Annotated in this window: 25 protein-coding genes and 1 pseudogene; 9 read left to right on the top strand and 17 right to left on the bottom strand. The window is 47.6% G+C overall.

What is annotated here, in order from left to right; translation table 11 throughout:
• Positions 1 to 52: 52 nt before the first annotated feature.
• The 5 genes from purB to ABD734_RS00330 all read right to left on the bottom strand — a co-directional run bounded on the left by purB (position 53) and on the right by ABD734_RS00330 (position 4,602).
• Positions 53 to 1,348, bottom strand: coding sequence for an adenylosuccinate lyase (purB, locus tag ABD734_RS00350; protein ID WP_344700631.1), 1,296 nt, complete (start codon positions 1,346 to 1,348; stop codon positions 53 to 55).
• Positions 1,349 to 1,469: 121 nt separating this feature from the next.
• Positions 1,470 to 1,655: an NETI motif-containing protein gene (locus tag ABD734_RS00345; RefSeq protein ID WP_425568259.1), complete on the bottom strand. Its 186-nt coding sequence runs from the start codon at positions 1,653 to 1,655 to the stop codon at positions 1,470 to 1,472.
• Entirely contained in the window at positions 1,633 to 2,277 is a 645-nt protein-coding gene (locus tag ABD734_RS00340) for a DUF2179 domain-containing protein (RefSeq protein WP_425568258.1), read from the bottom strand. Before ABD734_RS00340 ends, ABD734_RS00345 begins: the two co-directional genes overlap by 23 nt.
• Before the next feature lie 26 nt (positions 2,278 to 2,303).
• The gene (gene nadE / locus ABD734_RS00335) at positions 2,304 to 3,146 is read right to left on the bottom strand and encodes an ammonia-dependent NAD(+) synthetase (protein ID WP_344700686.1); all 843 of its coding nucleotides are present in this window, start codon (positions 3,144 to 3,146) and stop codon (positions 2,304 to 2,306) included.
• A 7-nt stretch (positions 3,147 to 3,153) separates the two neighbouring features.
• Positions 3,154 to 4,602, bottom strand: coding sequence for a nicotinate phosphoribosyltransferase (locus tag ABD734_RS00330; RefSeq protein WP_344700629.1), 1,449 nt, complete (start codon positions 4,600 to 4,602; stop codon positions 3,154 to 3,156).
• Here ABD734_RS00330 and ABD734_RS00325 point away from each other — a divergent pair.
• The 4 genes from ABD734_RS00325 (at position 4,567) to ABD734_RS00310 (ending at position 7,729) form a co-directional block, all read left to right on the top strand.
• A complete protein-coding gene (locus ABD734_RS00325; RefSeq protein ID WP_344700628.1) occupies positions 4,567 to 5,877 on the top strand; it encodes an MFS transporter in 1,311 nt (436 codons plus the stop codon). The two genes, ABD734_RS00330 and ABD734_RS00325, sit on opposite strands and share 36 nt — an antisense overlap.
• A 40-nt stretch (positions 5,878 to 5,917) precedes the next feature.
• Complete coding sequence (locus tag ABD734_RS00320) at positions 5,918 to 6,469, top strand: cysteine hydrolase family protein (protein WP_344700627.1); 552 nt, start codon at positions 5,918 to 5,920, stop codon at positions 6,467 to 6,469.
• Between the two features lie 63 nt (positions 6,470 to 6,532).
• Positions 6,533 to 7,456 (top strand): manganese-dependent inorganic pyrophosphatase, encoded by a 924-nt coding sequence (locus tag ABD734_RS00315; RefSeq protein WP_344700626.1) that lies wholly within the window; start codon positions 6,533 to 6,535, stop codon positions 7,454 to 7,456.
• Between the two features lie 12 nt (positions 7,457 to 7,468).
• Positions 7,469 to 7,729: a GNAT family N-acetyltransferase gene (locus ABD734_RS00310; protein ID WP_344700625.1), complete on the top strand. Its 261-nt coding sequence runs from the start codon at positions 7,469 to 7,471 to the stop codon at positions 7,727 to 7,729.
• Positions 7,730 to 7,860: 131 nt separating this feature from the next.
• On the opposite strand, the gene ABD734_RS00305 is transcribed toward ABD734_RS00310, so the two are convergent.
• Positions 7,861 to 8,148: an alpha-amylase gene (locus tag ABD734_RS00305; RefSeq protein ID WP_344700624.1), complete on the bottom strand. Its 288-nt coding sequence runs from the start codon at positions 8,146 to 8,148 to the stop codon at positions 7,861 to 7,863.
• Positions 8,149 to 9,168: a lactonase family protein gene (locus ABD734_RS00300; protein ID WP_344700623.1), complete on the bottom strand. Its 1,020-nt coding sequence runs from the start codon at positions 9,166 to 9,168 to the stop codon at positions 8,149 to 8,151. It lies immediately after the preceding gene.
• Between the two features lie 139 nt (positions 9,169 to 9,307).
• On the opposite strand from ABD734_RS00300, the gene ABD734_RS00295 reads away from it, so the two are divergent.
• Positions 9,308 to 9,694, top strand: a complete 387-nt coding sequence (locus ABD734_RS00295; protein ID WP_344700622.1) for a YolD-like family protein — start codon at positions 9,308 to 9,310, stop codon at positions 9,692 to 9,694.
• A gap of 24 nt (positions 9,695 to 9,718) precedes the next feature.
• Here ABD734_RS00295 and ABD734_RS00290 read toward each other — a convergent pair whose 3' ends face one another.
• Both ABD734_RS00290 and rpmG read right to left on the bottom strand, forming a co-directional pair.
• On the bottom strand, positions 9,719 to 10,591 hold the full coding sequence (locus ABD734_RS00290; protein WP_344700621.1) for a bifunctional 5,10-methylenetetrahydrofolate dehydrogenase/5,10-methenyltetrahydrofolate cyclohydrolase: 873 nt from the start codon (positions 10,589 to 10,591) through the stop codon (positions 9,719 to 9,721).
• Positions 10,592 to 10,706: 115 nt separating this feature from the next.
• The gene (rpmG, locus tag ABD734_RS00285) at positions 10,707 to 10,856 is read right to left on the bottom strand and encodes a 50S ribosomal protein L33 (protein WP_344700620.1); all 150 of its coding nucleotides are present in this window, start codon (positions 10,854 to 10,856) and stop codon (positions 10,707 to 10,709) included.
• Positions 10,857 to 11,198: 342 nt separating this feature from the next.
• Between rpmG and ABD734_RS00280 the strand changes: the two genes are divergently transcribed.
• A complete protein-coding gene (locus ABD734_RS00280) occupies positions 11,199 to 12,119 on the top strand; it encodes a metal ABC transporter solute-binding protein, Zn/Mn family (protein WP_344700619.1) in 921 nt (306 codons plus the stop codon).
• A 42-nt stretch (positions 12,120 to 12,161) separates the two neighbouring features.
• Here ABD734_RS00280 and ABD734_RS00275 read toward each other — a convergent pair whose 3' ends face one another.
• Together ABD734_RS00275 and ABD734_RS00270 are read right to left on the bottom strand one after the other, a co-directional pair.
• Complete coding sequence (locus ABD734_RS00275; RefSeq protein ID WP_344700618.1) at positions 12,162 to 12,338, bottom strand: hypothetical protein; 177 nt, start codon at positions 12,336 to 12,338, stop codon at positions 12,162 to 12,164.
• Between the two features lie 130 nt (positions 12,339 to 12,468).
• Positions 12,469 to 12,867, bottom strand: a complete 399-nt coding sequence (locus tag ABD734_RS00270; protein ID WP_344700617.1) for a secondary thiamine-phosphate synthase enzyme YjbQ — start codon at positions 12,865 to 12,867, stop codon at positions 12,469 to 12,471.
• A gap of 68 nt (positions 12,868 to 12,935) precedes the next feature.
• Between ABD734_RS00270 and ABD734_RS00265 the strand changes: the two are divergent.
• A pseudogene (locus tag ABD734_RS00265) lies at positions 12,936 to 13,353 on the top strand (DUF2188 domain-containing protein).
• 32 nt (positions 13,354 to 13,385) lie between these two features.
• On the opposite strand, the gene ABD734_RS00260 reads toward ABD734_RS00265, so the two are convergent.
• The 3 genes from ABD734_RS00260 to ABD734_RS00250 form a co-directional block, all read right to left on the bottom strand.
• Complete coding sequence (locus ABD734_RS00260) at positions 13,386 to 14,450, bottom strand: NAD/NADP-dependent octopine/nopaline dehydrogenase family protein (RefSeq protein WP_344700616.1); 1,065 nt, start codon at positions 14,448 to 14,450, stop codon at positions 13,386 to 13,388.
• A 95-nt stretch (positions 14,451 to 14,545) separates the two neighbouring features.
• On the bottom strand, positions 14,546 to 14,947 hold the full coding sequence (locus tag ABD734_RS00255; protein WP_344700615.1) for a (deoxy)nucleoside triphosphate pyrophosphohydrolase: 402 nt from the start codon (positions 14,945 to 14,947) through the stop codon (positions 14,546 to 14,548).
• Positions 14,948 to 15,169: 222 nt separating this feature from the next.
• Positions 15,170 to 15,349, bottom strand: coding sequence for a hypothetical protein (locus ABD734_RS00250; RefSeq protein WP_344700614.1), 180 nt, complete (start codon positions 15,347 to 15,349; stop codon positions 15,170 to 15,172).
• 107 nt (positions 15,350 to 15,456) lie between these two features.
• On the opposite strand from ABD734_RS00250, the gene ABD734_RS00245 reads away from it, so the two are divergent.
• Positions 15,457 to 16,338, top strand: a complete 882-nt coding sequence (locus ABD734_RS00245) for a helix-turn-helix domain-containing protein (RefSeq protein ID WP_344700613.1) — start codon at positions 15,457 to 15,459, stop codon at positions 16,336 to 16,338.
• Positions 16,339 to 16,371: 33 nt separating this feature from the next.
• Here ABD734_RS00245 and ABD734_RS00240 read toward each other — a convergent pair whose 3' ends face one another.
• Both ABD734_RS00240 and nagE read right to left on the bottom strand, forming a co-directional pair.
• Positions 16,372 to 17,484 carry an iron-containing alcohol dehydrogenase gene (locus tag ABD734_RS00240; protein WP_344700612.1) on the bottom strand — a complete coding sequence of 371 codons (1,113 nt, stop codon included), beginning with the start codon at positions 17,482 to 17,484 and terminating at the stop codon, positions 16,372 to 16,374.
• A 91-nt stretch (positions 17,485 to 17,575) separates the two neighbouring features.
• Positions 17,576 to 19,057 carry an N-acetylglucosamine-specific PTS transporter subunit IIBC gene (nagE, locus tag ABD734_RS00235; RefSeq protein ID WP_344700611.1) on the bottom strand — a complete coding sequence of 494 codons (1,482 nt, stop codon included), beginning with the start codon at positions 19,055 to 19,057 and terminating at the stop codon, positions 17,576 to 17,578.
• Between the two features lie 147 nt (positions 19,058 to 19,204).
• Here nagE and nagA point away from each other — a divergent pair, with 147 nt between their 5' ends.
• Positions 19,205 to 20,341 (top strand): N-acetylglucosamine-6-phosphate deacetylase, encoded by a 1,137-nt coding sequence (gene nagA, locus ABD734_RS00230; RefSeq protein WP_344700610.1) that lies wholly within the window; start codon positions 19,205 to 19,207, stop codon positions 20,339 to 20,341.
• A gap of 149 nt (positions 20,342 to 20,490) precedes the next feature.
• Here nagA and ABD734_RS00225 read toward each other — a convergent pair whose 3' ends face one another.
• Positions 20,491 to 22,107, bottom strand: a complete 1,617-nt coding sequence (locus ABD734_RS00225) for a BCCT family transporter (protein ID WP_344700609.1) — start codon at positions 22,105 to 22,107, stop codon at positions 20,491 to 20,493.
• Between the last annotated feature and the right edge of the window lie 265 nt (positions 22,108 to 22,372).

The following is a 22,372-nucleotide window of genomic DNA, read 5'->3' as shown; positions in this document are numbered from 1 at the left end:
CCTTGTTCCCTTTTGGTTTCAGATTATCATATTTCAGGCATCCAATGCACACTTATTCCAAACCTGCCCTCTTGAAGATGATGTCAACGCGTTTTAAGTGATGCGTTTCATCGAAGCAGTCCTCGATTTCTTCTGGTGACAACAATTCCTGGATGCGTTCATCCCCTTCCACAAGTTCACGGAAAGGCACTTTCGTCTCCCATGATTCCATCGCCTTCGGCTGCACGAGATCATACGCTTCTTCACGCACAAGCCCTTTATCGATCAGCGTAAGCATGACGCGCTGGGAGTAGACCAGGCCGAAGGTCTTGTCGATGTTCGCTTTCATGTTATCTTCAAACACAGTCAAGTTGCGGACGATGTTCGTGAAACGCCCGAGCATGTAGTCGAGTGCGATGGTGACGTCCGGCATCATGATGCGTTCCGCAGAGGAGTGGGAGATGTCACGTTCATGCCAGAGCGGCACGTTCTCATAGGCGGTCGTGATGTAGCCGCGGATCACCCGGGACAATCCAGTCACATTCTCGCTGCCGATCGGATTGCGTTTGTGCGGCATGGCGCTTGAACCTTTTTGGCCTTTGGCGAATGCCTCTTCGACTTCACGTGTTTCCGTCTTCTGCAAGCCACGTATCTCTACTGCAAACTTTTCGATGGATGTCGCAATCAATCCAAGCGTCGCAATATAGTAGGCATGACGGTCGCGCTGCAGTGTCTGTGTGGAGACTTCAGCTGCCCCGAGTCCGAGGTGTTCACATACATAACTTTCTACTTCAGGTGGTATATTGGCGAAAGTACCCACCGCCCCGCTCATTTTGCCGACTTCCACTTCTTTACGGACGTTTTTGAACCGTTCGAGATTGCGTTTCATTTCCATATACCATAATGCCATTTTGATGCCGAATGTCGTCGGTTCTGCATGGACGCCGTGGGTACGTCCCATCATCAATGTCTTCTTATGCGCTTTTGCCTTTTCCCCGAGTACTTCGATGAAGGCTTCAAGGTCTTTTTCTATAATCTCATTCGCCTGCTTGATGAGGTAGCTTTGTGCTGTGTCGACGACATCCGTCGAGGTCAGGCCATAATGGACCCACTTGCGCTCCTCTCCAAGCGTTTCAGATACTTGCCGCGTAAATGCGACGACATCATGGCGTGTTTCCATCTCTATTTCTTTGATGCGCTCCACATCGATCTTTGCATTCTTTCTGATTTCCTGCACTTCCGACTTTGGTATGTAACCGAGCTCCGCCCATGCTTCTGAAGCGAGTATCTCAACTTCGAGCCATGCCTCAAAACGGTTTTCTTCTGTCCAGATATTTGACATCTCTTCACGTGAATAACGGGAGATCATACATAAACACTCCTTAGATTTATTTCTATCTTATTATAACAAAATATATCAGAAAACGAACGTTTTATATTAATATTTTAAAAACGTTCGAAAAAATAGACGGATAAAATGATTTATCCGTCTATTCTTCAATCCTTTTTCCTTCAAATACAATTTCCTGGTGGTCGACCACACGTCGGCCTACCCGCTCGATGAAGACTGGCTGCTCCATGCGGCGGACGGGGGTATAGCCCGCCTCCCGCATGCGCGCGAGGCAATCAGCCGGTGATTCATCGCGCGCTACTCTAAACTTCTTCTTTTTTGGCATGTCTGTCATCTTCCAGTTCCTTTTCTTCGTAGATTTCTTCCAATACTTCTTCTACATTTTCAGGTTCGTAGTTCTTCAGGCGTTTGCGCCTGACTCCTTTAGTCCAGAAACCACCGTTGATGTTCTTCGGTTCATAGGCGATGATGAACGCCTTCTCATCGAGTTCCTTGATGGTCGCAATCAGTTTCCGTTCATATTTGCGCGGTGTCAATATCTGCATCGTCGTGCGCTGACCGTCGCGGCCATATTGATAGCCATGGGTCACCCCATAACCCAAATCCCGTATGTTGGTCGGCAAGTCCTTATCCTTTTCAGCTGTAATGACATTTACGACCAAATAGCCGAGCGCCAGCTTCTCTTCAATCTTCAGTCCAACAAGGATCCCTGCCCCGAAACCAAGGGCATAGGCGATGACGTTCTGGAATTGGTCCAGGTTCTCAAGTACGAGACCAAGGCCGATGACATAGACCAACGTCTCCATGATGCTGAAGCTTGCTGCCGTATAACGGTAGCCTTTCAGGGTCGCGATTGTCCGCATCGTCAGAAAGCTGACATAAATGATATTGATGACGAATATGACCAGCACCATCAGCCAGGGGTTTTCAGATATAGTTGCAATCATTCCATTCTACCTTTCTAATCTGAGTTTTAATTGGTATCCGCCGGGTCATAAGCAGGTCGGTTATACCTATGATACGGGAGGTCGCGTTTGTGCTGCGTCCGCTTATACCACCCGGTGATGGTCCTGTAGTCCGCCGGTGACACTTCGCGTCCTTCCAGGAAATCATCAATCGCATCATATGTGACGCCAAGTGCCTCTTCATCCCCGATCATCGGCCGGTCGTCTTCTAAGTCTGCTGTCGGCACTTTATTGACGAGGTGGTCCGGGGCGCCCAGATATTCCATGATCTGCTTGCCCTGGCGTTTGTTCAAGCCATAGAGCGGCATGAGGTCCGCTGCACCGTCACCATACTTTGTATAGAAGCCCGTTATGGCTTCAGCTGCATGATCGGCACCGAGTACCACACCGCCTGTTGCAGCGGCGACAGCGTACTGGGCCTTCATGCGCTCCCTCGCCTTTTCATTGCCTTCGACGAAATCACTCAATTCGTAATCTGCCTCATGCAGGGAGGCGATGCTTGCATCAACGGCAGGTTTTATATCAATTGTCGCCCTGTGGGTCGGCTGGATGAAATCCAGTGCATCGATGGCATCCTGTTCATCATTCTGTTTCCCATAGGGCAGGCGCAATGCATGAAATGCATATTCCCCCTCGTGTTCCTCATTCAGCTCATCTGTGGCCATTTGCGCCAATCTGCCGAGCAGGGTCGAGTCCTGGCCGCCTGAGATGCCGAGCACGAACGACTTGATGAACGGGTGCTTCAGCGCATACTCCTTAATGAAATCAATGATCTCACGCGCTTCACTTTCAGGTTCTATTTGGGGTTTGGCATGAAGTTTCTCCACTATTTCCTGCTGCAACATTTGCATCACTTCCTTACTCCAATTTTTTATTGCTTGCTTCTTCTATAAGATCCTGTTTTATCTGCCACAGTTCCTTCGACAAGTCGACCGGGTACTCCTCCGGGTTCAAGAAGCGTTGATATTCTTCCCACAACACTTTGAGGCTTGCGGCGTGCCGGGCTTTAATATCATCGATTGTCTCCTGTTCGTACACACATTCGCCGTCGACAAATATATCCTTCATCAGTTCCACGGCTTCATACGAACGGATAAGCTTACGCTTCATCGTATGGAGCGGGTGGAACATCAGTAGGGGATCTTCCTTCATCTCTTCCCCGAAGTGAGTGATGTATTCACCTTCTGACATGCCGGTATTGCGGTTGATGATCCTGTAGACGTTCTTCTTGCCGGGCGTCGTCACCTTTTCGGGGTTCCCCGAAATTTTTATCCTGTTTTCAAGTTCGCCTGCCTCATTTTCAATCGCCACAAGCTTATAGACTGCTCCGAGCGCAGGCTGGTCGAAGGCTGTTATCAGTTTTGTCCCGATGCCCCAACCATCTACTTTTGCGCCTTGGGATAACAGTGACAGGATCGTCATTTCATCCAAGTCGTTCGAGACGATGATCTTAGCATCTGTCAAACCTGCTTCATCCAGCATTTTACGGGCCTCTTTGGATAAATAGGCAATGTCCCCGGAGTCCAGCCGGATACCGATGAAATTGATCTTATCCCCGTACTCCTTCGCCACACGGATGGCGTTTGGCACGCCGGACTTCAATGTATCAAACGTATCCACGAGGAAGACGCAGTTTTTATGTGTTTCTGCATAGGCCTTAAACGCTTCATAATCATCGCCATAAGCCTGCACCATGGAATGTGCATGCGTGCCACTCGCCTCCAGCCCAAACAGCTTCGCTGCACGGACATTACTTGTGGCGTCAAAGCCGCCGATTACAGCCGCTCGCGCGCCCCATAGAGCCGCGTCGAATTCATGGGCTCGGCGTGTACCGAATTCCATCAGCATGTCGTTCGGCACAACTTGGCGCATTCTGCTCGCCTTTGTGGCAATGAGCGTCTGGAAATTGACGATATTGAGTAACGCAGTCTCGATAAGCTGTGCCTCTATGATTGGTGCTTCAACTTGCACGAGTGGCATGTTGTTAAAGACGACTTCCCCTTCCTCAACAGCGCGCACCTTGCCAGTGAACCTCAAATCTTTGAGGTAGTCCAGGAAATTCTCCTCATAGCCGATGGAGCGCAGATAATCGATATCACTTTCTGTAAATTTCAGGTTGCTTAGAAAACTGATGATGCGCTGCAAGCCGGCAAAGACCGCATAACCATTGTCAAATGGCATGTTCCGGAAGTACAGGTCGAACACCGCTGTACGGTCCTCAAGCCCTTGCTCTAAATAGGTCTTGCCCATATTGATTTGATATAGATCGGTATGCAGCATAAAACTGTCATCTTCGTGTTGATACATTTTGTCTCGTCCCTCCATGAAGTGCTGAAAATCAGTTATACTCATTTTAGCACATCTGACTTCCATACAAACAGAAATGACTGGAGGGATCACATGAAATTGGATAGTTTCAAGATGCGCTTCATCGTACTTTCATTCATCGTCGCGATATCGGGGTTTTCGCAAGGTATGCTGCTGCCGCTTATTTCTTTCATATTTGAGCAGCAGGAAGTAAATGCCACGCTCAACGGCCTCCATGCTTCAGGGCTTTACATAGGTGTCCTGATCTCATCTCTTTTCATCGAGGCGCCACTTAGGAAATATGGGTTCAAACCGATGATCATCACCGGGGGCATCATAGTCGGACTCTCCCTTCTATTGTTCCCGGTGCTTGAAACCATCTGGCTGTGGTTCCTGCTTCGTCTCCTTGTTGGAATCGGGGATAACGTACTGCACTTCAGCACCCAGACGTGGCTCACCCAGACGACGCCGCAGCATAAACTCGGCCGCATCGTTGCATTCTACGGTCTATTCTTTTCTTTCGGTTTCATGATCGGACCTAAGATCAGTGAGCTTGTTACGGTATGGGAGCCACTCCCGTTCATCGTCTCAGGTTTGTTGACCATGATTGGTTGGCCGCTCATCTTCCTGCTGAAGGACGCATCAGGCGCAAAACCAATCGATTCCGGGGTCCCGATCACCGTCTTCAATACATTCCGCAATTTCAAAAATGTGCTCGCCACAAGTTGGATCGCCTTTTTGTTCCCGATGCTGTTTGGTGTGTTCGAGGCATCCTTGAACAGCAACTTTCCGGTATTCGCCATCCGCAATGGCTTCAGCCTGTCGGCCATCACCTGGATACTCCCGGCCTTCAGCCTCGGTGCCATACTGCTTCAGGTACCGATCGGCATACTTGGCGACCGCATCGGCCGCCGGCGCCTGATGCCCATTCTGCTCGCCACAGGCATCCTGCTCTTTTTGGCCATGGAAGCGTTCAATACTTCCTTTGTCATGCTGCTTATATTGTTCATCCTGGCAGGTGTCGCCGTGGGTTCCATGTATTCGCTTGGCATCAGCTACATGACCGACATCACACCCAAATATAACTTGCCGGCTGGCAATCTGATGGCTGGCATCATGTTCAGTCTCGGCAGTATCGTCGGGCCGGTCATTGGAGGTGCGGTCATCAGTGCCAGCAAAGGGTCCCTCTACTTCATCTTCTTTGCCGCAGCAATCACCCTGGTTCTGATGATGGATATATTATTTAGATACAAGCGCCCAAATGTGGCACAATAAAGGCAGCACTACACCCGACAACATAAAGGAGGAAATGAAATTGAAAAATGCATTATTGGTCATCGACTACTCTTATGATTTCGCTGCACCCGACGGCAAATTGACAGCGGGAGAAGCAGGGCGCGCCATCCAAGGGGACATCGCCGAAAAAATCAGGGAAGCCCACAAAAAAGGCACGCCCATCTTCTTTATGATGGACCTTCACTACGAAGAAGACATGCACCATCCAGAATCCCGGCTGTTCCCGCCGCACAATATAGAGGGCATGCCGGGACGCGAACTCTACGGCACCGTTCTCGAGGCATATGAGACCATCAAGGGAGACCCCGATGTATTCTTCCTCGACAAGCGACGCTACAGCGCATTTGCCGGCACACCTCTGGATCAGCTGCTTCAGGAAAGGGGCATCAACACCGTAACGCTGACCGGACTGGTCACAGACATCTGCATCATGCACACGGCGGTTGACGCCTACAACCATGGTTATGGCATCGTCGTGCCGGAATCATGTGTGGCCTCCTTCAATCCGGAAGGGCACCGTTACGCACTCGACCACTTCAAAAATACACTTGGTGCCACAATAGAACCCTAGCTGAATGCATGGTCCGGTGATAAAATGGGAATAGTAGAACATAACCTAAAGGAGAATGTAACCATGACTCAAACGAAGATATTCGGTCATCAAAATCCAGACACAGATACGATCACTTCCGCCATCGTCGCAGCGGATATTGAATCCAAGCTCGGCAATGATGTGAAAAGTTACCGCCTTGGCGAAGTGAACCCTGAAACACAATACGCACTCGATGAATTCGGCGTATCGTCTCCAGAGTATCTGGAGACGCTTGAAGCGGGCACCCCCGTTATATTGGTCGACCACAATGAATTCCAGCAATCTGCAGAAAACATCGAATCAGCTGAAATAGTGAAGGTTTTCGATCACCACAGAATTTCGAACTTCCACACGGAAGGGCCGCTCTACTACCGCGCAGAACCGGTTGGATGCACTGCAACGATATTGAAGAAAGTGTATGAGGAAAACAGTCTGGAGATTTCCAGGGAAATGGCCGGGCTCATGTTGTCGGCCATCATTTCCGATACGTTGCTATTCAAATCCCCTACAACGACGAAAGAAGATGAAGCGGCGGCAGAAGCACTCCAGAAGATTGCCGATGTTGATATCGAATCCTTCGGCCTGGCAATGTTGAAAGCCGGCGCTTCAACAAGTGATAAGTCAGCCGAGGAATTGATTACAGGAGATGCAAAATCCTTCGATATGGGAGGTAGCACGACGCGTATCGCTCAAGTGAACGTCGTCGATGTCGATGAGGTATTTGAGAGGAAAGCGGAACTTGAAGAGGCGATAAGGGCTCAGATCGAGTCAGAGGGCTATGGTCTGTTCGTCCTCGTCGTCACTGACATCATCAATTCCAACTCAAAGATACTTGCCCTTGGGGAAAATTCAAGTTCCATCGAAAAAGCATTCGATGTTGCATTGGATGAAAACTCGGCAGTTTTGGAAGGCGTAGTATCACGCAAGAAGCAAGTGGTGCCGCAGATCACAAAAGCATTATCCTAGGAGGATGATAATATGATGAAGAAAGAACCGGGCAAACTCTATATTGAAGAAGACGGCCAGTCCATCGCAGAACTGATCTATACAGATGAAGAAGATTACTATGATGTAACCGGCACCTATACAGCACCAGAACAGCGCAACAGAGGCCTTGCAAAAGACCTCGTCGATGAAATTGTCGCAATGGCCCGTGAGAACAATAAGAAGATCAAACCGACATGTCCCTATGTACCGCACGCCATACGCGGTTCAGAGTACGATGATATAAGGATGTAAATCAACAAAGGACCCGCCACAAAAGTGGTGGGTCCTTTGTTTTGAAAGGCAATTTCAAAATCAAATAGTTGAAAAGAATGAAAAATGGTATGAACAAATAATATCACAAATATTCTGAATAGTAAATATGATTATTCCTTTAATATCTTACTTATTACACTCTCTCTGCCCTTCTCGAGCCGTTTTGCTGAGCATTCATCTTTAATCTTATAACCCAGTTCCTCTGTAGCTCTTGCATAGGAAACTTCGTCGATGTAATTCGTCAGACCCGCCTGGTCGAAACAGGCGGGATGGACCAGTTGTCTTTTATTATGATCGATGATGACGCGTTCTGAGCCACTGGTTCGATCAGCAAGCGGCAAGAACAGCAGCAGAATCAAAAACAGAAGCAGAAAAAGCCATAAAAACTTTTTATTCATCTATAAAAACCCTACGAAAACGCCTTCCGGGGCTTCTAGTTCGCCCTCTTGACGGGCAATCATCCCTGCTTCATCGATCTTGAATAGTACTACATTATGAGAGCGTTCATGGGCGCACACAAGAAAATTACCATCAGGAGTAATATTGAAGTCCCGCGGCCAGTCTCCATTGGTCGATTCGATCTGGATGCGTTTCAGTTCCTTACCATCAGATATGATTTCAAACACTGCGATGCTGTCATGCCCTCTGTTTGAAACATAAATGAACTTTCCGTTTGGGTGTTTCCGTATTGCCGCCCCTTGCGAATGTCCGTTGAAGGATTCCGGAAGTGCCGAATATGTCTTTAGTGGGGAAAATTTCCCGTCTTCATAGGAAGCGACGATCACTTCATTCGATAGTTCGGTAAAGATATAGGCATAACGGCCATTGTTGTCGAACACCAAATGTCTTGGTCCACTGCCTGGGGCCACATTTGATTCCGCCACTTTAACAAATCGGTCATCCTTGATCTCAAGCGTTACAATCTTATCTGTGCCAAGGTCGACCGCTACAATATATTTTCGGTCGGGAGTCTCGGCGACAAAGTGCGAGTGCGGATTGTCCTGACGTTCATGGGGGCCTTCACCCTCAGCCTGGAAAACATCCAGCCGTTCTGTCACCACACCACGCTCATCGACGCGATACAGACGGATTTCTCCTGACAAATATACCGCATCGACAAGATAATTCTGGTCTGATGTCAATGTCAGATGACACCCGGAAGCGCCTTCCTCGAGACAATCTTCTATCAGGTTGAGTGCACCGGTGTTCGGGTCGCTGATATCGTAAGTTGCGATGCCTGATTTCGTTTTGCCCTTTTTAATCGCATACAGACGGTCTTTATGAATATCAAGGTACGTTGCATTCGGTGTTTCCGCCGCTACCCTAATATTCCCGAACACACCTTTTTTCAGGTCAAGGTCAAATTGATAGATGCCCTTGCCATGCTCCTTTGTATACGTTCCGATGTATCCAATCATGCATATTCCCCCTAAGGTTCAGTTTGCCTTTATATTAGCATACCTGCTGATTTTAGCTAAACGAAAATATCCGCGGTTGCAAAACAGAACATATGTTCGTATAATAAATGTATAACTCTACTGGAAAGAGGGGATCGCTATGGATTACCGGCAAATGCCCATCGACCAGCTAGACAGCAATATTCCAAAAGGGCGCGGTATGATCAAGTGGGCACCGTTCGCCACCATGCCGGAACAATTTGAACGGGTAGAAGCCATGATCGAGGCGCAATCAAAGATAAGCCGCCCGGAACTATCTGACGACCGCCTGGCGGAGATGGACCGCGCCATGAAAAAGGCAATCCATGAAAAGCGCAATGTTCGCGTCGAATATTATTATGATGGGTTGCGCTTTCATGTCGATCTGCAGATTCTCAGGGTGGATAGATGGAGTATGATGCTGATCGGCCAACGTCTGGCACCTGAAGACGAAATGGTCTTCATCTCTTTCATCGACATCCTCGACATCACCATGCTCGAATATTAAAAAGCCGCACATAGGTGCGGCTTTTTAACGTTCCAAAAATAGAACTGGCTCTTTTTGGTAATCGGTCGCCATCATCAGGTGATAGGCGAGTACAGTTGTCGTAATGGCGCCTACTCCGCCTGGTACCGGAGTGATATAGGACGTCTTATCACGCACTGCGTCATAATCCACGTCCCCAACCATTTTACCCGCATCATTGAAGTTGATGCCGACATCCACCACAACAGCCCCTTCTTTCACGTGATCTGCTCCGATCAGGTTGATGACACCGGCAGCACTGACGATGATATCCGCCTGGCGGCACTTTCTAGCCAGGTCATTGGTATAGGCGTTGCATGTCGTCACTGTCGCATCATGGTTCATAAACAGCAATGATAATGGTTTTCCAACCACTTCACTTGCCCCTACCACGACTACATCTTTTCCTTTCAGAGAAATGTTGTAGAACTCAAGCATCTCCATTACCCCAGCAGGGGTACAAGGTTCCAGACGATTCTCTTCATCCGTCACTACTTGCCCCAGATTAAATGGAGTCATGCCGTCGATATCCTTTATTGGATTCATCAATTCCTCGACCCGCTTCATATCTATATGCTTCGGCAGAGGTTGGAGCAGCAATATGCCGTTGATGGAATAATCTTCATTTATCTCCCTGAACTTGCTGAGGAAGGAACGGGCCGAGACATCATCTGGAAAGTGGTATTGTTCTGTCTCAATAGAAAATTTCTCGAACCTTTTAATCGCCGCCCGTTCATAGGAAATCGAATCAGACCTTTCCCCTACCCTGACGAAAGCCACTTTTGGACTGATGCCATGCTTATCAGACTCACTAAGCGCCTTCTTTATCTTTTCGGAAAGATGTGCAGCAACTGCCTTGCCATCCATAATCGTTGTCATAGAAAATGCTCCTTTGCAGCCTTTTTATCAAATATACCATACTTCACCCCGCTCCACGTAACGGACACTGTCGATCAGTGAAAATAAAAAAACCGCCCAACAGGGCGGCTTAATATTACTTCGTTTCACGGTGCAGTGTATAGTTGTTTGTTCTTGGACAGAATTTTTTCATTTCAATACGCTCAGGATTGTTTTTCTTGTTCTTTGTCGTAATGTAGTTGCGGTCTCCGCAGTCTGTACAAGCCAAAGTTACATTTACTCTCATTCGTTACGCCTCCTTTACTCATTGCCTGTTCCATTTCACACTCATGGTGAGGAACATCCGAATTTCATTGATATTGCAGTCATACCATGCCCGGTTCCTTTTTGAAAGACATCACGGACTCCATTTCAACTGGCCAGTTGATCATCCATTCGGGATGAAACGATGGTATTCGGACAGTATTGCCCTTTTTTGAACCGCCTTAACCATTTTAAAGGTTTATTCAATTTTTTTCAACACTTTTATGGACGAACATAAAAAAATGGGCAAATGCGCTTGCCCGTCCCCACATCATACGCTATAATTATAAATCGTAATCATTCCGTTATATTGAGGGGCTATGCCATGAAAATTTATACAATGACAGCTTTATCCATTCTTATTCTCCTGCTCAGTGCGTGTGGGACGGGCACGGCAGGTGAAGAAAAATCAGAGAAGTTAACCGTCTATACAACAGTTTTCCCCCTTAAAAGCTTCACCGAATCGATAGGTGGCGATACAGTACAGGTGGAATCCATCTATCCCACTGGCGCCGATGTCCATACTTATGAACCCACGCAAAAGGACATTTTGAGCTATGCTGAAGGGGATCTCTTCATCTATACTTCTAAAGCGCTCGATCCTGTTTCAAAGAAGATTGAAGGTTCCATCGGTGACCACACCGAATTCTTCTCTGCCGCAGACAGCATTCCGGAGTCCGCTTATCTCCATACAGAGCATGATCATGATGAGCATGCACATGAGGAAGCGGGCGACCCGCATATCTGGCTCGATCCGAAGCTTTCAATCGAGATGGCGAAATCAATCCAGGATCAGCTGATCGAGATGAATCCGGATCAAAAAGAGTTGTATCAAGACAACTATAAAGCGTTGGAAGACGATCTTGAATCGATCCATGATGCGTTCACTGAGGTTACAGAACAGACCGAACGCGATACAGTATACATTTCCCACGCCTCCCTCGGCTATCTCGCCAACAGGTACCACTTCAATCAGGTGGGCATCTCCGGCTTGAATAACGAGGAACTTTCCCAACAGGAATTGACGCAGATCGTCGAAGAGATCAAAGCGCATGATGTGCCTTATATCCTCTATGAACAGAATATCACATCCAAGGTTGCCGATACTGTCAAAAATGAGACGGGTATAGAACCATTAGAGTTCCACAATCTTTCAGTCCTGTATGATAGCGATGAAAAAGACGCCACCTATCAATCCGTCATGCAGCAGAATATAGAAGTCATCGATAAGGCGTTGAATGATTGATGACTTGTCCCAAATGAAAAAGCTGGCCTGGTAGGCCAGCTTTTATACTTGATTCGGTTCTGCTTCAATTTCTTTCTTCAGCCTTTCAGTGAACTCCCTTATCTCTTTGACATCCTGCTTCAGGAAAAATGCCAATACTGCTACACCAATCACTCCTACTACGATCAATACAGCAATGAGCTTGAAGAGGAATGAGAATAATGATTTAATCGCTTCCATGATGAACCTCCATAAAATGATTTACTGGACTGTACCCGTTCCACTATATTTTAAGCAATACATATCAAAGACATCAACCAAATACTTGAAAACTTCGCATTGTCGCCTTTTCGCCAGAGCGCTTCATCCTTCAGTCACCAATTACTTTAATATGGACCCGTCGTGTCCTCGGTCCATCGAACTCTGCAAAATACAGACTCTGCCATGTTCCGAAAATAACTTCGCCCTTTTCGATTATGAGTGTTTCACTCGCACCCGTAAGGGATGATTTCATGTGGGAGTCCGAATTCCCCTCAAAGTGCTGATATGCCGGCTTGTTGTCGAAGGTAAGATCCATCCCGTATACAAGGTCTTGCACAACATCCGGATCCGCATTTTCATTGATTGTGATTCCTGCGGTCGTATGGGGAGTGAAGATCGTCATGATTCCTGAGCGCACACCACTTTTTTCCAAAGCCTCAAGGGCATAGCTGTCAATATTAACAAATGTCGTACGTTCATGTGTATCGACTTCAAATGTAAAAAGCATATTATCACCTTTATCCTTCCTTTTTCCGGGTATAATGTTACTAGAAAACGATGAAAGGGGATATTCAAATGCCTTATACCATGAATGACTACCCGGATTCCTTAAAGAATTTGAAAGAACTTGAAAGAAAAAAAGCGATCGACATCATCAACGCCATGATGAAGGATGGATACGATGAGGAACGTGCCATCCCGATCGGAACCGAGCAGGCGGAACAATGGTATAAAGACGCTTCCCAAAAAGAGCTTGATGAACTAAAGAATAAAAAAATTACGCAACACAAACCCGACCCCCAACTCACAAGGCGGCAAAATTGCAGATAATGATGTTTCGGTCTTTTATGAAGACGATGAGTGGAAAGTGCAGACCCAAGGGGCAAAACAACCCAGCAACACTTATGATAATAAGGATGACGCCGTTAGGCGCGCTAAAGAAGTTGCCAAAAACCGTGGGGCCCGCACACATATCCACAATAAAGATGAGTAACTAGAGCTCCGGTCAACTGACCGGAGCCCTAGTTATACTTGATGATTCAGGTTACGCGAGGCATCAAGACCTATCTTTTCAAGTGTTGTCCCCTCACTCATGAAATCGACTTCCAACATAAGTGAAGTCAGATGAATAACTGCATCAATCGTCGGCGTGTGGACATCAAGTGCTTCCGCAATGCTTTTCCAAAGCACGAGCCCATGCCCGACGTCCTCGACGATATACCGGTTGTCAAGCGCGGTGGGACCTACAAGATCCTTAAGCACCGGACTTTCATTATATTGCGTCTTCAGCGTTTTCCCAGGTTCAAAATATGTGCTTCTCTCGGATCTCCCTGCTTTATCCAGCACTTCAAAACCGAGTTTTTCGCATATTTCCTGGCGTTCTTCATCAATCGCTTCTATAGCTTTCACTGTGTGTTCCGTCACTCCGTCTCGGTACAAGTAGAAATTTTCACCATCATTGTCGATGACGCCGGCATTCAGGATGGAAGGGGCTGGATGACTTTCCGGATTGCCATTGTTGAGCGTTGTCTCAAGTATGTTCTCAGCCGGTACGAGCGTCTCGTAAAGCACATGCAGTTTCGAGAGCATTGCTTCCGTATCGCTCGCAGGGTAGGCACTGAACAGATTATGACGGCTCCTTAATATGATGTCTGCGTCGTTCGCCGCGTAGTCGTACCGCGCAGCATAGGTCAATGACATCGATTCCCCTATCATGACAGACACCCCCGGAAATGCTCGCGCAAGCTGTCTGGATAACTTCATGCTGCTCATTGCGCTTGCACCGTTGACGAAAATCATCTGGCCATCTTCAAGGTATGGCATGATTTCTTCAAACATACGTGAGAGTATATGGGTCGGCAGACAAGTCATGATGACCTCGGCGCCTGCCACCGCTTGCTTCGGGTCCCTTGTGAATGTATTGATCCTGATTGGTTCCCCCTTAAAATGTACTTTGCCTTCTGTAATGTCGGTGTGCGGATCTTTTATGGCCGATGGTGAATGGTACAGGGTGACCGCATGCCCACGTGATGTCAAGTCAGCCGCGGCTACGATGCCACCATTTCCTGCACCGATTATGGAAACTTTCATTGCAGATGAAACACTCCTTAGAAAATTATAGTTCATATTATACTGAATATTCCATCATTTAGCCACCAAAAAAAGCCCGGATGTGTATCCAGGCGTCATTTCGGCTGATCATTCTTTATTTTTTCTATAGCTGGTATATCGGCAGGTGCCCAATCGAGTGAGTCGATTGCCGTCCTCGGCAGCCATTTCATATCAATGTGTTCAAGAAGTCGGATATCGCCCGAGAGCTGCTCTGCATAATATGTAGTCAATTCCACAACGCCGAAATCATATTCATGTACCGTCGTCACAATTTTATCCCGAACGAGGATATCACACTGCATCTCTTCCATCAGTTCACGCTTTAATGCCGCACTGGGTGTTTCGCCCTCTTCGATTTTGCCTCCTGGGAACTCCCACTTCAACGCCAGGTTCTTACTTTCTGGACGCTGTGCGCACAATATCTCATCCTTGTCATTGACTATTACTGCACCGACTACCCTGATATATTTTTTCATCTGTATCCTCCAAGATATGTTCTGCGATCATTATAACAGATCCATCGCATGGGGAATCAAGATTTATAGAAAGGTTTATGGTATTCTTATGCCTATCATCACCATATACACAGGGCAAAAACAAAAAAAGACCTTCTGCCCTGAAAAGGTTAAGAGGTCGGGTGCATTTGAGGGCAGAAGTATCCAATTAAGGGTAAGGAAAAATGAACTTACTGGGAGTACCTAATAAACATCGATAGGGGCTGGCCGTCCATCAGGAAGGTAACCAGATCCTCTTCCCAAAGTACTGATCACTTCACGGTCGTGCTTGACGACGCTCGCTTCCGCCGTTGGTTCATCGACCACTGCTGTTGAGCCTAATAGCATAGTGCTCAATATTAAAGCACTGAGTATCTTTTTCATGCCCTCACCACCTATCTGTTTATAACTACATTATGGATGATTGCAAATATTCAATCAATATCCACATCCGGGAAAACTGTGAACAATTCATCAGGAAGGGGCTCGACATGGAATACTACACCCGCTTTAAGGAAATGCGTCAGCAGAAAGGGCTCACTCATCTGGAAGCAGCCGAAGGCATATGCGGCAAGACTACGATCTACCGTTTTGAACGGGGGGACGCAGCACTCTCCGCTCCCATACTCCACAGATTGTGCCGGCGCCTTGGCATAAGCATGCAGGATCTTTTCATCGATGAAGCTTCTGAATACGCCCTAATCGACCACTATCTTGATATGATGCGCGAATATGTCTATTTCAGACATGCCGATCTGCTCAAGGTGACGCTTGAAGATGCACAAGAAACGATCAATATAAGGTCGGAATTCGACCTTCAATACCGCAATTACAAGCGTCTCTTCCGTACATATACAGCAATCATGCTGAGGAATGAAGGGCGTCTTGAAGAGTCCGAGCACATTCTCACGACCTTGATCGATGAAACGAAGGCCACCAATATGTTGGAGCTTGAAATCATCAATACGCTCGGTGATCTGTACATCATCACGGATCGCTCCGAAGATGCCCTTATGCTCTACCATAAGCACCGCAACCGCATCCTCGAATCAAGGCATATGAATGAAATGGACCGCTATATGATCATTCAGCTCTACTACGGCTATGCCATCAGCCTCTACAACAATTTCTTCTACGCAGAAGCAGTCGACATCTGCTATAAACTGCTGATCCGGATAGAAGAAAACAATTCACTCTACTATCAAGGCAAGGCAAACCATCTGATGACACTCATCCATGTGGCATTAAACGAGCCAAAATCTGCACGGCATTATCTGGCGAAGGCAGAAGCTGCTTTCTTCCTTGAAAATCTGCAGAATAAGATGGCTGAACACATCGAAATCGCAAAGAACGCAATAGAAGCACTGGAATGATCATTCCAGTGCTTCTTTATATACATCAAAAAGCTATGCCTGCTTTTGTTCAAGCATTTCGATGATTTCACCCCGCGAGAGCTGCGCAATATTATTCTTCATATTCGCCTGCCGCATACTTTCGTCAGCAATTACAGGGATATCCGCATGATCGATGCCAAGGTCCGAGAGTGTCATGCCAAGCCCCAGATTCTGCTTCAGTCCATTGAAGGCACGTGCGAGGTCTTCTGCATCCTCAAAACCGATGTCCTTTGCATGGTCGTGAAGCTGTGGGTTGGCTTGAGCGTTGACTTTGAACCATTCATCCAGGGAAAAGGCACATGCTTCTCCGTGGGGAACGTCGTAGTGGGAGGTCAAGTAGTAGCTCATGGCATGGGACCCGGAAGTCCCCGTCTGGCTGAATGCCATCCCTGCCATCATGCTCGCAAGGGACATGTTGGTCCGCGCCTCCCTGTCCGAAGGCTCGCTATAGGCTGCAAGCAGATTTTTAAATGCCAGATTCGCTGCACGTATCGCCAAAGTGTCGGAGACCGGGTTATGTTTGGTGGATCCAAGGCAATCCAGCGCATGACAGATGACATCAATCCCTGAAATTGCCGTCACCTTCGGCGGGCACGTCAACGTCAGTTCCGGATCGACCAGCGCGACTTTCGGATAAAGTCCAGGTCCGATAAGCGGTACCTTCAGTCCTTGTGACTTATCACTGATGATGCTTGAAGCTGTGACTTCAGAGGCTGAACCGCTTGTCGAAGGGATTGCGATGACTGGTAATGCCCGTGTGAAATCGGTATGTTCGATGATGGACTCAGGTTCCACACCTTGCATATATGCAGCTGCTGCAGCTTTCGAGGCATCCATTGCTGAACCGCCGCCGACGGCGATGACAGCATGGGCATCATGCGCATGGAGTGCTGCTGCAATCTCCGAAACATTTTCAATGGTCGGATTGGCCTCAATATCGGAAATGACCGTTTTTATTTTCTCACCGAGTTCGGTCTCGATGAACTCCGCTAACCCATTCTTCACTTGGGAACGCGTCGCCACCACAACGAGCCTGCTGTACTCGAGATCCGAGATGATTTCACCAAGCTGTGAGATGATGCCTTCGCCGAAACGGATGTCAACCGGATGTTTGAAAGTGAACATGAATATCCTCCTTTATGTTATCTGACTGCTTCCATTGTACCTCAATAGACTGAAAAAACGAAAAACAGGACACCATATGGTGTCCTGCATTCTATACGAGACGCTTCATTTCTTCTGCAACATGTTCGACTTCCGTACCGACGACGACATGGACGTTGTTGCGTCCCGGTCTGATGACGCCATGGGCACCTGCTGATTTGATGACTGCATCATCTATTTTAGCTTCATCCATAACATTGATGCGCAGACGCGTCGTACAGTAGTCAATTGTATCGATGTTCTCTTTGCCGCCGAGTCCGATGAGGATCTGGTCTGCTTTTTTAGAGTACTTATCGTCGAAGGAGGATGACTTCTCATCTACTCCCTCAACTCCTTCCACTCCTTCTCCAGTCGGCGCTTCTGCCGCCAATACCGAATCATCGCGGCCTGGTGTCTTAAGATCGAGCGCTTTGATGATCACCCTGAAGATGACATAGTACAGGACAAAGAATACGAGTCCCTGCAGGATCAGCATGTAAGGCTGGTTGGCGATAGGTACTTGGGTGCTGAGCACAAAGTCGATCAACCCGGCACTAAAACCAAATCCTGCTGTCCATTCAAACGATGCTGCAATGAACAGGGACAGCCCTGTAAGAGCTGCATGCACGACATATAGCAACGGCGCCAGGAACATGAAGGAAAATTCAAGCGGTTCCGTTACGCCTGTAAGGAATGCCGTCAATGCAGACGCAAGCAAAATGGAGCCAGCGGCTTTTTTGAACTGTGTCTTAGCCGTATGGTACATCGCAAGTGCAGCACCTGGTAGCCCGAACATCATGATCGGGAAGTAGCCGGCCTGGTAACGGCCTGTGATGCCCCGCTCACCTTCATTATCCCAGAAGTTGCCGATATCGTTGATGCCGACTGTATCGAACCAGAACACCGAGTTCAATGCGTGGTGCAGGCCGGTCGGAATCAGCAATCTGTTGAAGAAACCGTAGAGGCCGGCGCCGACGGCACCCAGTCCACTGATCCATTCTCCGAATGAGAAGAGACCATTATAGAGCAGTGGCCATACATAGTACAGCACACCACTGAGCACTATCATGACGAATACAGCAATGATCGGCACCGCACGGCGCCCACTGAAGAATGCAAGATAGTCAGGCAGTTTCGTGCCGCTGAAGCGGTTGTATAGAGCCGCACTGATCAAGCCTGTAATGATACCTAAAAATACGTTGTTTTCAATGACTCCGAAAGCGGCCCCCACTTCTTCCAGTTCAATACCGCGCAATAAGGCAATCGAATCTGCCTTCAGCAAGTTGGTCACGACAAGGAAAGATACGAGACCGACAAGTGCCGCCGCCCCATTTTTATCTTTCGACATGCCAAAGGCAAGCCCTACTGCAAACAGGATTGCCAAGTGGTCGAGAATGGCGCCACCTGCATTGATCAGCATGCCGGCGATTGCGTTGCCGCCACCCCATCCATCAGGGTCGATTGCATACCCCAGACCTAGGAGCAATGCCGCTGCCGGCAGTACTGCAACCGGTAGCATGAATGCACGACCCATATTTTGAATATAACGCAACATAGCTAAATCCCCCTTTAATAAAATAAGATATAATGACTGTAACTCGGTTTATCTTAAATATAGCACATGCCGAGCAGTTGATATATAGAAATTTATTTTCAATACATTATAATAGTATTATAAAATATCTTTTGAAAGGATGATACAATGCAGCGCCTTATAAAAAATGCACGCCTCATCACTCATGAAGACACGTACGGTGATCATTGGCTGCTTATCGAAAATGATAAAATAAAATCGTTCGGTCCGATGGAGACTTGCCCGGATGTAGAAACAGTTTTTGATGCGCAAGGAGACAATGTCCTGCCCGGTGGCATCGAGATGCATATACATGGTGCCGATGGCGTGGATGCGATGGATGCGGACGAAACTTACTTAGAGAAAATTTCAGCCCATCTCCCGAGTACAGGTTCCACATCATTCCTGGCTACTACCATGACCTCCCCGATCAAAGACATTGAACGGGCTCTTGAGAACCTGTCCGGCTACACGTACGCGGGAGGGGCAAAAATGCTCGGCATCCACCTGGAAGGGCCGTTCATCTCAAAAGCCCACCCGGGCGCACAAGATCCAGCCCACATCATGCAACCTGACCACGCGTTGGCACGTCGGCTCCAGTCCCTCTCAGGGAATCAGATCCGCCTGATGACATACGCTCCTGAAGAGGATCCCGGCGACTTCATAGAGACACTGAAGGATTTGTCGATCATCCCTTCAGCCGGTCATACAGACGGTTTGTTCGACACATTGAAAGATGCTGAAACAAAAGGCCTCAGCCACATCACCCATCTGTATAATGGTATGCGCGGCCTTCATCACAGGGAACCCGGCACCGTCGGCTTCGCCTATATGGGGAATGCTTTTACAGAACTGATTGCAGATGGCATCCACTGCAGGAAAGAAATGATGAAACTGACCTATGACATCATCACACCAGACAGACTCGTCATAATTACAGATGCCATGCGTGCCCAAGGATTGCCGGACGGGGAATATGACCTCGGCGGCCAAAACGTCCATGTCAAAAATAGTGAAGCGCGCCTCGCCGATGGAACGCTCGCCGGCAGCGTATTAACGATGAAACAGGCCATCAGGAATATGAGGGAAGTCACCGGATGCACATGGCAGGATATCGTTAAGATGACCGCCTATAATCCGGCTGTTGAACTCGGCTTGACTAAATCAAAAGGCGTCATAAGAGAAGGCGCCGACGCCGATCTGGTGATCTACGATGACGCGTCAAATCTGAAGCACACCATTATAGACGGCGAAATATACTATTAGAGCCTCAATTCGCGTTCGTCGCCAAAACCAACGGGAGTTAGGCACCCAATTCGCATTCATCGCCCAAACCAACGGGAGTTAGACGAGATGTTCATCTCAACCTACACTTCTCCACACAAAAAAGCTCCGGAAATTTCCGGAGCTTTTTCCTATTCCCACCAATTGTCGCGTTTTGCGTATGTGATGGACAATGTTTTTCTCTCTTTTTCTTTATGTGCGCTCTGTCTTGCTTCCAGCTTGATGCGATCTTCGCCCAACGTCTTGAGGAAGGAGACCATCAGCATGATGAAGATTATGATGAGTGGCGCACCTGCAACGATGGATGCGGTCTGCAGCAAGCTCAATGAGTCGTCCCCACCTATCAGCAATAATGTGAATGGCAGGAAGGATAACGCAAATGCCCAGAACAGGCGGTTCCATCTATACGGTTCACCATCAACCTTGGTCTGGGTGGATGATGCAAGAATGTAAGAGCCTGAGTCGAATGTCGTCGCCAAGTAGAGAAGCGCCGTGATGATGAAGATCAAAGTCATCAACTTGCCAAAAGGCAGTTGGCCGATGATTGCCATGATCGCCGCTTCCCCACTTTGGTTGTTCAGGACATCCGTCACCGAGAATGTACCGGAAATCTCAAGCCATAGCCCGAAGTTCCCGAGTATTCCGAAGAATAGTACACACCCAAGTGTTCCGTAAAGGATTGTACCGAGCACAACTTCCTTCAATCGACGGCCTTTGGAGATCCTTGCGATGAAGAGTCCAATGAATGGCCCATAGACTAGCCACCATGCCCAATAGAATACCGTCCAGCTTTGAGGGAAATCGGTCTTTTCTATGCCTTTTAGGCCACCAAATGGTTCAAGCCAAGTTGCCATCCGGAAGAAGTCTTTCATCATCAGACCGATACTTGAAACGGTTGTTTCCATGATGAAGATTGTCGGTCCGACGACGAAAATGAAAGCAAGCAGGATAAACGTCAACCATAAGTTCATGTCACTCAGTACCCTGATTCCTCTTTTCAGACCGGAATAGGAACTGATCGCAAAGATTATAGTTGCGATGATAAGTATGCTGAGTCTCAGCACCAGCCCACCGCCGTCTATACCAAATAAGGATTCTACGCCGGCTGCAATCATCGGCGTACCAAGACCCAATGTCGTCCCTGCCCCGCCGAGCAGACCGAATATGAAGAGCACATCAATCAGTTTACCGGGCCATCTTGTTGTATACTTCCCAAGAATTGGCTCACAAGTAAGACTTATTTTAAGTATGGGATTCTTTTTAACATAGAGACTATAGGCAATCGGGAGCGCTGGCAGCACATAGATTGCCCAAGCAATCGGTCCCCAGTGGAAGATGCCATATGCAGCTGCATAGTTGATCGCTTCTTCACTTTCCGGGGCGATATGAAACGGTGGAGCCTGGTAATAGTATACCCATTCAATCGCACCCCAATAGAGGATGCTGGAGCCGATACCTGCTGAGAAAAGCATAGCCGCCCAGCTGAATGTTCCAAATTCAGGTTTTTCATCAGCTTCGCCAAGTGTAACCTGTCCGTACTTGCCGAATGCTATGTAAAGCACGAACAGAAGTGCCGCGACTCCAATTCCAAGGTAAACTGCACCCAACCCGCCAGTCACTAAATCGTTAAGCTGCAGGATGATCGCTTCACTCGCTTTTGGAAAAGCGATGAGCGGAATTATGACAGATAAGAGAATAATGATTGAAGCTATAAACGTTGGCCAATCCATCAATCGAATTTTTTTCATTTCCTCACCTCGTGTAATTTTTTGAATTACTCTTTATAAGTACTTTCCGCCAACTTTCTTATAGTAACATAAGTACAGAGAGAAGCAAGCGCTTGCATGGACTTCACCATAGCGTTGAATGGCACTGCTGTAGGCAGTGCCACACCTTTTTCTGTCATTCCCATTATAATCCAGATATAAATAATCACAATACTTTTTAAAAATGTAAGCGATTGCAATATACTGAATATTAAAATATAATAGCAGTATAACAAACTAGGAGGTA

The sequence above is a fragment of the Salinicoccus jeotgali genome (genome assembly GCF_039538805.1).
GTDB lineage: Bacteria > Bacillota > Bacilli > Staphylococcales > Salinicoccaceae > Salinicoccus > Salinicoccus jeotgali.
Note: the sequence above shows the minus strand (reverse complement) of the source record. Positions and strands in the feature narration are given on the sequence as shown.

What these genes read in the sequence shown, in the direction of transcription:
- ABD734_RS00315 (WP_344700626.1), top strand. Translation starts at nt 6,533, where the DNA reads ATGACTCAAACGAAGATATTCGGTCATCAAAATCCAGACACAGATACG.
- nagA (WP_344700610.1), top strand. Translation starts at nt 19,205, where the DNA reads ATGCAGCGCCTTATAAAAAATGCACGCCTCATCACTCATGAAGACACG.
- ABD734_RS00275 (WP_344700618.1), bottom strand. Translation starts at nt 12,338, where the DNA reads ATGGAAGCGATTAAATCATTATTCTCATTCCTCTTCAAGCTCATTGCT.
- nadE (WP_344700686.1), bottom strand. Translation starts at nt 3,146, where the DNA reads ATGCAAATGTTGCAGCAGGAAATAGTGGAGAAACTTCATGCCAAACCC.
- ABD734_RS00300 (WP_344700623.1), bottom strand. Translation starts at nt 9,168, where the DNA reads ATGATTGGATACATCGGAACGTATACAAAGGAGCATGGCAAGGGCATC.
- ABD734_RS00270 (WP_344700617.1), bottom strand. Translation starts at nt 12,867, where the DNA reads ATGCTTTTTACATTTGAAGTCGATACACATGAACGTACGACATTTGTT.
- ABD734_RS00345 (WP_425568259.1), bottom strand. Translation starts at nt 1,655, where the DNA reads ATGCCAAAAAAGAAGAAGTTTAGAGTAGCGCGCGATGAATCACCGGCT.
- ABD734_RS00225 (WP_344700609.1), bottom strand. Translation starts at nt 22,107, where the DNA reads ATGAAAAAAATTCGATTGATGGATTGGCCAACGTTTATAGCTTCAATC.
- ABD734_RS00290 (WP_344700621.1), bottom strand. Translation starts at nt 10,591, where the DNA reads ATGACAACGATTATGGATGGCAAGGCAGTTGCTGCACATCTTTCCGAA.
- ABD734_RS00260 (WP_344700616.1), bottom strand. Translation starts at nt 14,450, where the DNA reads ATGAAAGTTTCCATAATCGGTGCAGGAAATGGTGGCATCGTAGCCGCG.
- ABD734_RS00310 (WP_344700625.1), top strand. Translation starts at nt 7,469, where the DNA reads ATGATGAAGAAAGAACCGGGCAAACTCTATATTGAAGAAGACGGCCAG.
- ABD734_RS00325 (WP_344700628.1), top strand. Translation starts at nt 4,567, where the DNA reads ATGCAGCATAAAACTGTCATCTTCGTGTTGATACATTTTGTCTCGTCC.
- ABD734_RS00340 (WP_425568258.1), bottom strand. Translation starts at nt 2,277, where the DNA reads ATGATTGCAACTATATCTGAAAACCCCTGGCTGATGGTGCTGGTCATA.
- ABD734_RS00280 (WP_344700619.1), top strand. Translation starts at nt 11,199, where the DNA reads ATGAAAATTTATACAATGACAGCTTTATCCATTCTTATTCTCCTGCTC.
- purB (WP_344700631.1), bottom strand. Translation starts at nt 1,348, where the DNA reads ATGATCTCCCGTTATTCACGTGAAGAGATGTCAAATATCTGGACAGAA.
- nagE (WP_344700611.1), bottom strand. Translation starts at nt 19,057, where the DNA reads ATGTTGCGTTATATTCAAAATATGGGTCGTGCATTCATGCTACCGGTT.
- ABD734_RS00330 (WP_344700629.1), bottom strand. Translation starts at nt 4,602, where the DNA reads ATGTATCAACACGAAGATGACAGTTTTATGCTGCATACCGATCTATAT.
- ABD734_RS00240 (WP_344700612.1), bottom strand. Translation starts at nt 17,484, where the DNA reads ATGTTCACTTTCAAACATCCGGTTGACATCCGTTTCGGCGAAGGCATC.
- ABD734_RS00255 (WP_344700615.1), bottom strand. Translation starts at nt 14,947, where the DNA reads ATGAAAAAATATATCAGGGTAGTCGGTGCAGTAATAGTCAATGACAAG.
- ABD734_RS00245 (WP_344700613.1), top strand. Translation starts at nt 15,457, where the DNA reads ATGGAATACTACACCCGCTTTAAGGAAATGCGTCAGCAGAAAGGGCTC.
- ABD734_RS00295 (WP_344700622.1), top strand. Translation starts at nt 9,308, where the DNA reads ATGGATTACCGGCAAATGCCCATCGACCAGCTAGACAGCAATATTCCA.
- ABD734_RS00305 (WP_344700624.1), bottom strand. Translation starts at nt 8,148, where the DNA reads ATGAATAAAAAGTTTTTATGGCTTTTTCTGCTTCTGTTTTTGATTCTG.
- ABD734_RS00250 (WP_344700614.1), bottom strand. Translation starts at nt 15,349, where the DNA reads ATGAAAAAGATACTCAGTGCTTTAATATTGAGCACTATGCTATTAGGC.
- rpmG (WP_344700620.1), bottom strand. Translation starts at nt 10,856, where the DNA reads ATGAGAGTAAATGTAACTTTGGCTTGTACAGACTGCGGAGACCGCAAC.